Annotated in this window: 5 protein-coding genes and 1 pseudogene; all 6 read right to left on the bottom strand. The window is 67.6% G+C overall.

Annotation, left to right across the window (positions count from 1 at the left end; translation table 11 throughout):
* Nucleotides 1-45 precede the first annotated feature (45 nt).
* A complete protein-coding gene (gspF, locus tag FUT88_RS20855; RefSeq protein ID WP_147217970.1) occupies nucleotides 46-1,257 on the bottom strand; it encodes a type II secretion system inner membrane protein GspF in 1,212 nt (403 codons plus the stop codon).
* A 22-nt stretch (nucleotides 1,258-1,279) separates the two neighbouring features.
* Nucleotides 1,280-2,836 carry a type II secretion system ATPase GspE gene (gspE, locus tag FUT88_RS20850; RefSeq protein WP_147217969.1) on the bottom strand — a complete coding sequence of 519 codons (1,557 nt, stop codon included), beginning with the start codon at nucleotides 2,834-2,836 and terminating at the stop codon, nucleotides 1,280-1,282.
* Between the two features lie 16 nt (nucleotides 2,837-2,852).
* Nucleotides 2,853-5,273 (bottom strand): type II secretion system secretin GspD, encoded by a 2,421-nt coding sequence (gene gspD / locus FUT88_RS20845; RefSeq protein WP_147217967.1) that lies wholly within the window; start codon nucleotides 5,271-5,273, stop codon nucleotides 2,853-2,855.
* 37 nt (nucleotides 5,274-5,310) lie between these two features.
* Complete coding sequence (locus tag FUT88_RS20840; protein WP_147217972.1) at nucleotides 5,311-6,153, bottom strand: type II secretion system protein N; 843 nt, start codon at nucleotides 6,151-6,153, stop codon at nucleotides 5,311-5,313.
* A gap of 17 nt (nucleotides 6,154-6,170) precedes the next feature.
* Nucleotides 6,171-6,740 carry a type II secretion system protein GspM gene (gspM, locus tag FUT88_RS20835; protein WP_147217965.1) on the bottom strand — a complete coding sequence of 190 codons (570 nt, stop codon included), beginning with the start codon at nucleotides 6,738-6,740 and terminating at the stop codon, nucleotides 6,171-6,173.
* Nucleotides 6,741-6,750: 10 nt separating this feature from the next.
* Nucleotides 6,751-6,970: pseudogene (locus FUT88_RS20830) on the bottom strand (GspL/Epsl periplasmic domain-containing protein); the annotation flags it as partial.

The following is a 6,970-nucleotide window of genomic DNA, read 5'->3' as shown; positions in this document are numbered from 1 at the left end:
CCCGGCAGGGAACGAAAGGGGGTGGACCAGAAGCCCCAAAAAACCTCAGTGCACCAACTGATTAATCTCAATAATCGGCATCAACACCGCCAACACAATCAACAACACCACCACACCCATCGTCAAAATCAGCGCCGGCTCAAGCAAGCCAGTAAGGAACAGCGTCCGGCGCTCCAACTCTTGAGCCTCGCCTTGCGCAGCCCGCTCCAACATCGCAGGCAGATTCCCCGTCGCCTCACCCGAGCGAATCAAATGCACCAGCACAGGCGGAAACTGGTTCTGCGCTGCTAACGCCCGCGCCAGCGAAGTCCCTTCCCGCACGCGCGTGGATGCATCCTCGACGTTGGTCTTGAGCGCAACGTTGTTCAGCGTTTCCCCCGCTGCCTGCAACCCACGCAAGATCGGCACGCCGGCACTCGTCAGAATCGCCAGCGTGCTCGCAAAACGCGCGGTGTTGTAACCGCGGACGAGCTTGCCGAACAGCGGCGCCGTCAGCAGCCATTTGTGCCATGACAACCGCAGCGCCGGCTGCTTGAGCAGATTGCGGATCAGCACGCCAATCGCCACCAGCACGATCGCTGCCAGCCATCCCCAGTTCCGCACAAAGTCCGACAGCCACAGCATGATGATCGTGAGCGTCGGCAGCTTCTGCTTGGTGTTGGCAAACACGCTGACCACCTGCGGCACCACGTACGACAGCAGGAAGATCACGATCGCAAACGCCACTACCGTGACGATGGCGGGGTACGTGAAGGCCAGCTTGATTTTCGATGTGAGCGCGTTGCGGCTCTCGATGTAGTCGGCCAGGCGCGAGAGGACGAGGCCGAGGTTGCCGGAGTGCTCGCCCGCTGAAACGAGGGCGCGGTAAATGTCGGGAAAATCCTTCGGATGCTGCGCCAGCGCCACCGACAGCGAGCTGCCGCCCACCACTTCCGCGCGGATGGCGGCGAGCAATTCGCCGACGTAGGCGCGTTCGGCCTGATCGGCCAGCGCGGCCAGCGCTTCATCGAGCGGCAGGCCCGCCACCAGCAGGCTGGCGAGCTGGCGCGTGACAAGCGCGTTTTCCTGCGCCGAGAGCCGCTTGCCGAAGCTGGACCCGCCGCGCTTGGTGTCCTGTGCGCCCAGCGCGTCGACCAGCAGCGGCGTCAGCCCGCGTGCGCGCAGCAGCGTGCGCGCCTGACGCGCGCTGTCGGCTTCGATGACACCCTTGTCGGTCTTGCCGGTGGCGTCGGCGGCTTCGTAGCGGAAGGCTGGCATGCGCTATTCGTTCATTCGCGTCTTAGTCGCGCGTGACACGCAGCACTTCTTCCAGCGACGTGGCACCGGTGTCGATCCAGCGCTGTGCGTCCATGCGCATCGTCTGCATGCCCTGGCCGATGGCGAACGCCTTGATCTCGGATTCAGCGGCCTGGCGGTGGATCATCGTCTGGATTTCCGGCGTGACGGTCAGCAGCTCGTACACGCCGGTGCGGCCCTGGTACCCGGAGTGGTTGCAACGGTCGCAGCCGACGTGATGCCACACCGATTTGCGTGCCGGGGCGGCCGGTGCCACGCCATCGGCAACCGGCGTGCCGGCCACGGCTTCCACTTCTGCGGGCGTGAGTTCGAGCACTTCTTCGCGGCGGCAATGCACGCACAGGCGACGTACCAGGCGCTGCGCCAGCACACCCAGCAGCGACGACGACAGCAGGAACGGTTCGATCCCCATGTCGATCAAGCGCGTCACGGCAGATGCGGAATCGTTCGTGTGCAGCGTCGCCAGCACCAGGTGGCCCGTCAGCGAGGCCTGCACGGCAATCTGCGCGGTTTCCAGGTCGCGGATTTCCCCGATCATCACCACGTCCGGGTCCTGGCGCAGGATGGCGCGCAGGGCCTTGGCGAAGGTCATGTCGATCTTCGGGTTGACCTGCGTCTGTCCAATGCCGTCGAGGTCGTATTCGATCGGGTCTTCCACCGTCATGATGTTGGTGGACGACGCGTCGAGCCGCGACAGCGCCGCGTACAGCGTGGTCGTCTTGCCCGAACCCGTCGGGCCGGTGACGAGCACGATGCCGTGCGGCTGGTTGATCAGGTGGTCGAAGCGCGCCAGCGTGCCGGCGCCCATGCCGAGCTTGCCGAGGTCGAGCCGGCCGGCTTCCTTGTCGAGCAGACGCAGCACCGCGCGCTCGCCGTGGCCGGTGGGGAGCGTGCTCACGCGCACGTCCACCGGGCGCCCGCCCACGCGCAGCGTGATGCGGCCATCCTGCGGCAGGCGTTTCTCGGCAATGTCGAGCTGCGCCATGATCTTGATGCGCGAAATGAGCGCGCCGTGCAGCGCCTTCTTCGGGCGCACCACATCGCGCAGCGTGCCGTCGACGCGAAAGCGCACGACGGATGCATTCTCGAACGGCTCGATGTGAATGTCCGATGCGCCTTCGCGCGCGGCCTGCGTAAGCAGCGCGTTGATCATGCGGATGATCGGCGCGTCGTCTTCGGATTCGAGCAGGTCTTCCACGGCCGGAATGTCCTGCATCAGGCGGGAGAGATCGACTTCGCCTTCCACTTCGCCCACCACCTGGGCCGCGCTGCCGTCCTGCGCGTTGTAGGCCGTCTGCGTGGCGGTGGACAGTGCTGCCGTGTCGAGCGTCACCAGCTGCAGCGCGCCGAACACGCGGCCGAGTTCAGCCAGCGCCGTGCGCGAGGTTTCGGGGCAGACCCACACTTCCAGCGTGTCGACGTCCTGGCGCGCGACGAGCAGCTTGGCGTCGCGCGCAAACGCATACGGCACCAGCCGCACGGCGGACTGCGAGGGCGGCTCCAGCGTGCTGACGTCGGTGGTGGAAGCTTGCGTGGCCATGGTTCGTTGTCCGTTGTCAGCCGCCATTGCGCGGCGCGTTGCCGTCGTAGCCGCCCGAGGTCGGCGCCGCGAAATTCTGCAGGCGCGGCTGGCTGCGCGTGGTGCCCTGCGGCATCGGCATCGGCATCGGGGCGCCCGGGGGCACCTGCGTGCCGGCCGGGCCCTTCGGCACGATCGACACATCGCCGTAGTTGTCGGCCGGGCGCATCGCGCTGGGCGAGGGCAGCACCGGCGTGTCCTTGTCTGACGTGGTCGGCAGCATGTTCGGCGAGACAAAGCCCTGCTGCGTATCGCGCATGTAGTTGTAGCGGTTGTCCGACAGCGCGCCGGTCGCATCGGCCGTACGCAGGATGATCGGGCGCAGGAACACCAGCAGGTTGGTCTTCACACGTGTCTTGTTTTCCGAGCGGAACAACGCGCCCAGGATGGGAATGTCGCCCAGGCCCGGCACCTTCTGCTCGCCGTCCTGGTAGTTGTCTTCCAGCAGACCGCCCAGCACGACGACCTGGCCATCGTTGGCCAGCACATTGGTCTCGATCGAGCGCACGTTGGTGGTGGGGCCCTGCGTCGCATTCTGCGTGCCCGGCACCACGGCCGACGACTCCTGGAAGATCTGCATCTTCACCAGCCCGCCATCGGTGATCTGCGGCTTGACGCGCAGCGTGATGCCGACGTCCTTGCGGTCGAACGTCTGGAACGGCGTGACCGAAGCCGACGTGCCTGTCTGGGCATACGAGCCGGTGGTGATCGGCACGTTCTGGCCGATCAGGATCTTGGCCTCTTCGTTGTCGAGCGTGATCAGGTTCGGGGTCGACAGCACGTTGACCGAGCCGTCCGAGCCCAGCGCCGACAGTATCGCGCCCAGGCCGCTGGCCTTGTTGAACACGCCGAAGTTGCCGCCGTTGAGCTGCCCGACGTTCACGTTGGACAGCGCCGTCTGCGCCGCCGTGCTGCCGATGCCGCCCGTCGTGATGGTGGCAATCGTGCCGGCCAGCGTCAGCAGATTGCCTGAGCCGGTGCCGAAGTTGGTGCCGCCGCCGCCGTAGGTGTTCGGGCCGCCCGCGCCCACCATCCACTGGATGCCGAGCTGCGACGCCTTGGTGGCCGTCACTTCCACGATCATCGATTCGATGTAGACCTGCGCGCGCCGCGCGTCCAGGTCGTCGATCACGGCGCGCAGGTTGCGGTAGACCGGCTCGCTGGCGGTGATGATGAGCGCGTTGGTGGCCGGATCGGCCTGGATGATGCCGCCGGTGGTGGGCGTGTTGTTCTGCCCGAACGAGGCGCGGAACGAAGAGCTCCCGCTGCCCGAGCCGCTGCCCGAACCCGAGCCGCTGCCGTAGTTGGTGTTCTGCGTGTTCTGATTCTGCGAGGTGTTCACGCCGCCGGCGGGCTGCGAGGTCGCGCCTTGCGCGGCGCTTTGGCCGCCCGGGCCGGTGGATGCCGAGGCCGACAGCGTGGCGTCGGCCGCGACGATCGCACGCAGCGTAGTGGCCAGCTGCACCGCGTTGGCATTCTTGAGCGGCACCACCCAGATATTGCCGGGGCGCGCGTTCGGCACGTCCAGCTTGGCGATCAGTTGTTTGGCCTGGGCGAGACGGGCCGCACTCGACGCACGCACCATCACGCTATTCGAACGCGGCTCTGCCACGACCGACGTACGCAGGCTCGGGTCCGACAGCGCCGCGCCGGCGCCCGCCCCGCCTGCGCCACCGGCAGACGGATCGAGCAGCTTCTGCAGCGTGGCCGCCACGTCGATGGCCACGGCGTTCCTCAGCGGAATCAGCTCGGTTTCGCCGGCCACGGGCGTGTCGATCGACGCGATGATGCGGCCGATGCGGCGCAGGTTATCGGCGTAATCGGTAATGACCAGCGTGTTGTTGGCCGGGTAAGCGGTGATCGTGTTGTTGGGCGCGATCATCGGGCGCAGCACCGGCACCAGGTTGTTGGCCGATTCATGCTGCAGGCGGAAGACCTGCGTAACGACCTGCTCGCCGCCGCGCGAGCCCGCCGCGCCTACGCTGGTGGGGGAGCCCTGCAGCTTGGCGTCGGCTTCCGGCACGACCTTGGTGAAGCCGTTGCCCTCGACAATCGCGTAGCCCTGCATGCGCAGGATCGAGCCCAGCGATTCCAGCGCCTGCGAACGCGTCACCGGCTTTTCGGTGACGAGGTTGACGGTGCCCTTCACGCGCGGGTCGACGATGAAGTTCTTGCCGGTGGCCTGGCCCACGGCCTTGACCACCGAGTCCAGATCCGCGTTGACGAAATTCAGCGAGACCTCATCCCCTGGATTGCCGGCAGCGCCGTTCTGGGAGGATGCCGCGCTGGGCGGGGCGGCGAAGACTGGCATCGAGCCGGCCACCATTGTTGCGCAGCATGCCAGGACGATGGCGCGAACGGTGAGTCGGGAAGAGGCGTTGTACATGGTCTCGTTCATGGTTGTCGGCACGCTGGCTCGCGCGCCGGCTTGAGGATCAAAAGCGGAGTCGATGGTGCGACCCGTCGCGCGGGCCCAGCAGACTCAACAGGCCAATCAATTGCGGTTCCGACTCCGGTGTGGCACTGGCCACCCCGTCAAAATGCGCGCCCTGGCCAAGGGTGCCCTGGCCCTGCAAGGTGAGCGGCCCGGCCAGCGTCGACAGCGACAACTGCATCGGCGCACCGCTCACGCCGCCAAACGACAGCACCGCCTGGTAACTGCCCAGCGGCCGCACCCGGCTGAGGCTGGATGATACCTGCTCGAGCGTGACAGTCAGCGCGCCCTGGGCGGTGTTTGGCTGGCCTTTCCCGCGGCCGAATTGGCCCAAGAGCGGCGTCCACTGCGCCCGCAACCGGCCATCCAGCTTGAGCGTGTTGAATGGCGCGCCAATGCCTTCCAGCAACGATGCCGGCAGCGCGACCGCGCCGGCCTCTGCCTCCCAATGCCCCGGCGTGACCGTTAGCGTGACCGGCTTCTCCAGCGCGCGATCGTGCGCCAGGTGCGCGCGCAGCGTGCCGGTCAGCAGCGGCAGCATGTCGATCGACCAGGACAGCCGGCCGGGCAGCACGGTCGCATCGGCGCCGCCGTTGCCGGCGGTCAGCGCGAGCGTTGCGCTGCCGTGCCAGATACTGCCCTGGCTGTCGGCCAGCAAAACACGGTGCCCCGTGGCTGCGGCAATGCGTTCCGCCGCCCACGCGGCCGGATACTGCGCCACCACGGTCGCGCCCACGGCCAGCAGCGCCACGCCACACCACAGCACACGCCAGCCGAGGCCGGTGCGCTCGTCCGGCCCGGCCCGGCGGCGCAAGCGCAGCGGCGGCAGCGATTCAATCCCCATCGGCACGATCGGACCCGTCAGCGGCCAGCGGCGGCGGGGCCTTGCAGCGTCGCCGTCACGTTGACCAGGGCCGTCGCGCCCACGTATTTGATGTTCGTGTCGATCACCTTCATGCGCTGCGCCTGGCGCACCTCCTGCAGCCATTCGGCGACGGCGCCGAAGGGCACCTTGTCCAGTTGCACCTGCACGCTCTCGCCCGACATCGCCATCCGCGTGGCCTTCAGGCCGTGGTTGGTCAGGCTCGTGGTGAGCGCCTGCTGCAGTTCCGCACCGCGCGGCACGGGCGCGGCGGCAATGGCCGACAGGCCGCGCGCTTCCTGGCCCAGCGTTTCCATCTCGGCGAGTTGCGTACGCATCTGCGGCAGGGCTTTCTCGATGCGGCGCTGGCCTTCGAAGGCCGGCTCCCACAGCACGAGGTAGACGATCACAAGCAGCAGCACCACGCCGCCACCGGCCAGGATGCGGCGTTCGCGCGGCTCGCGCTGCATCCAGAACGTCGTCGCCGCATCGCGCAGCGAGTCCGGCACGCCGATGCGCGGCAGGCGGCGGGATGACGATCGGGAAGAGGAAGGGGAGGAAGTCGCCATGGAGGAAGCGTTATTGGGCGATGGAAACCGTCCAGCGCGAGCCAGGTACGGTCGCCTCGGCACCGCGCGGGGCCTCGGCGGTGTCCATGTTCAGGCCGACATTGCGGGCGGCGGTACGCAGGCTGGCGGTGTCGGTGCCGTCCTTGAGCGTGACCGTGAGCGCGCGGCCGTGGTAATCGAGCGCGAGCAGCGCATCGGGCGCGAGGCCGGTGGCTGCCTGGGCAAAGCGA

Source organism: Ralstonia sp. TCR112 (genome assembly GCF_007997035.1).
Classification (GTDB): Bacteria; Pseudomonadota; Gammaproteobacteria; order Burkholderiales; family Burkholderiaceae; genus Ralstonia; species Ralstonia edaphi.
Note: the sequence above shows the minus strand (reverse complement) of the source record. Positions and strands in the feature narration are given on the sequence as shown.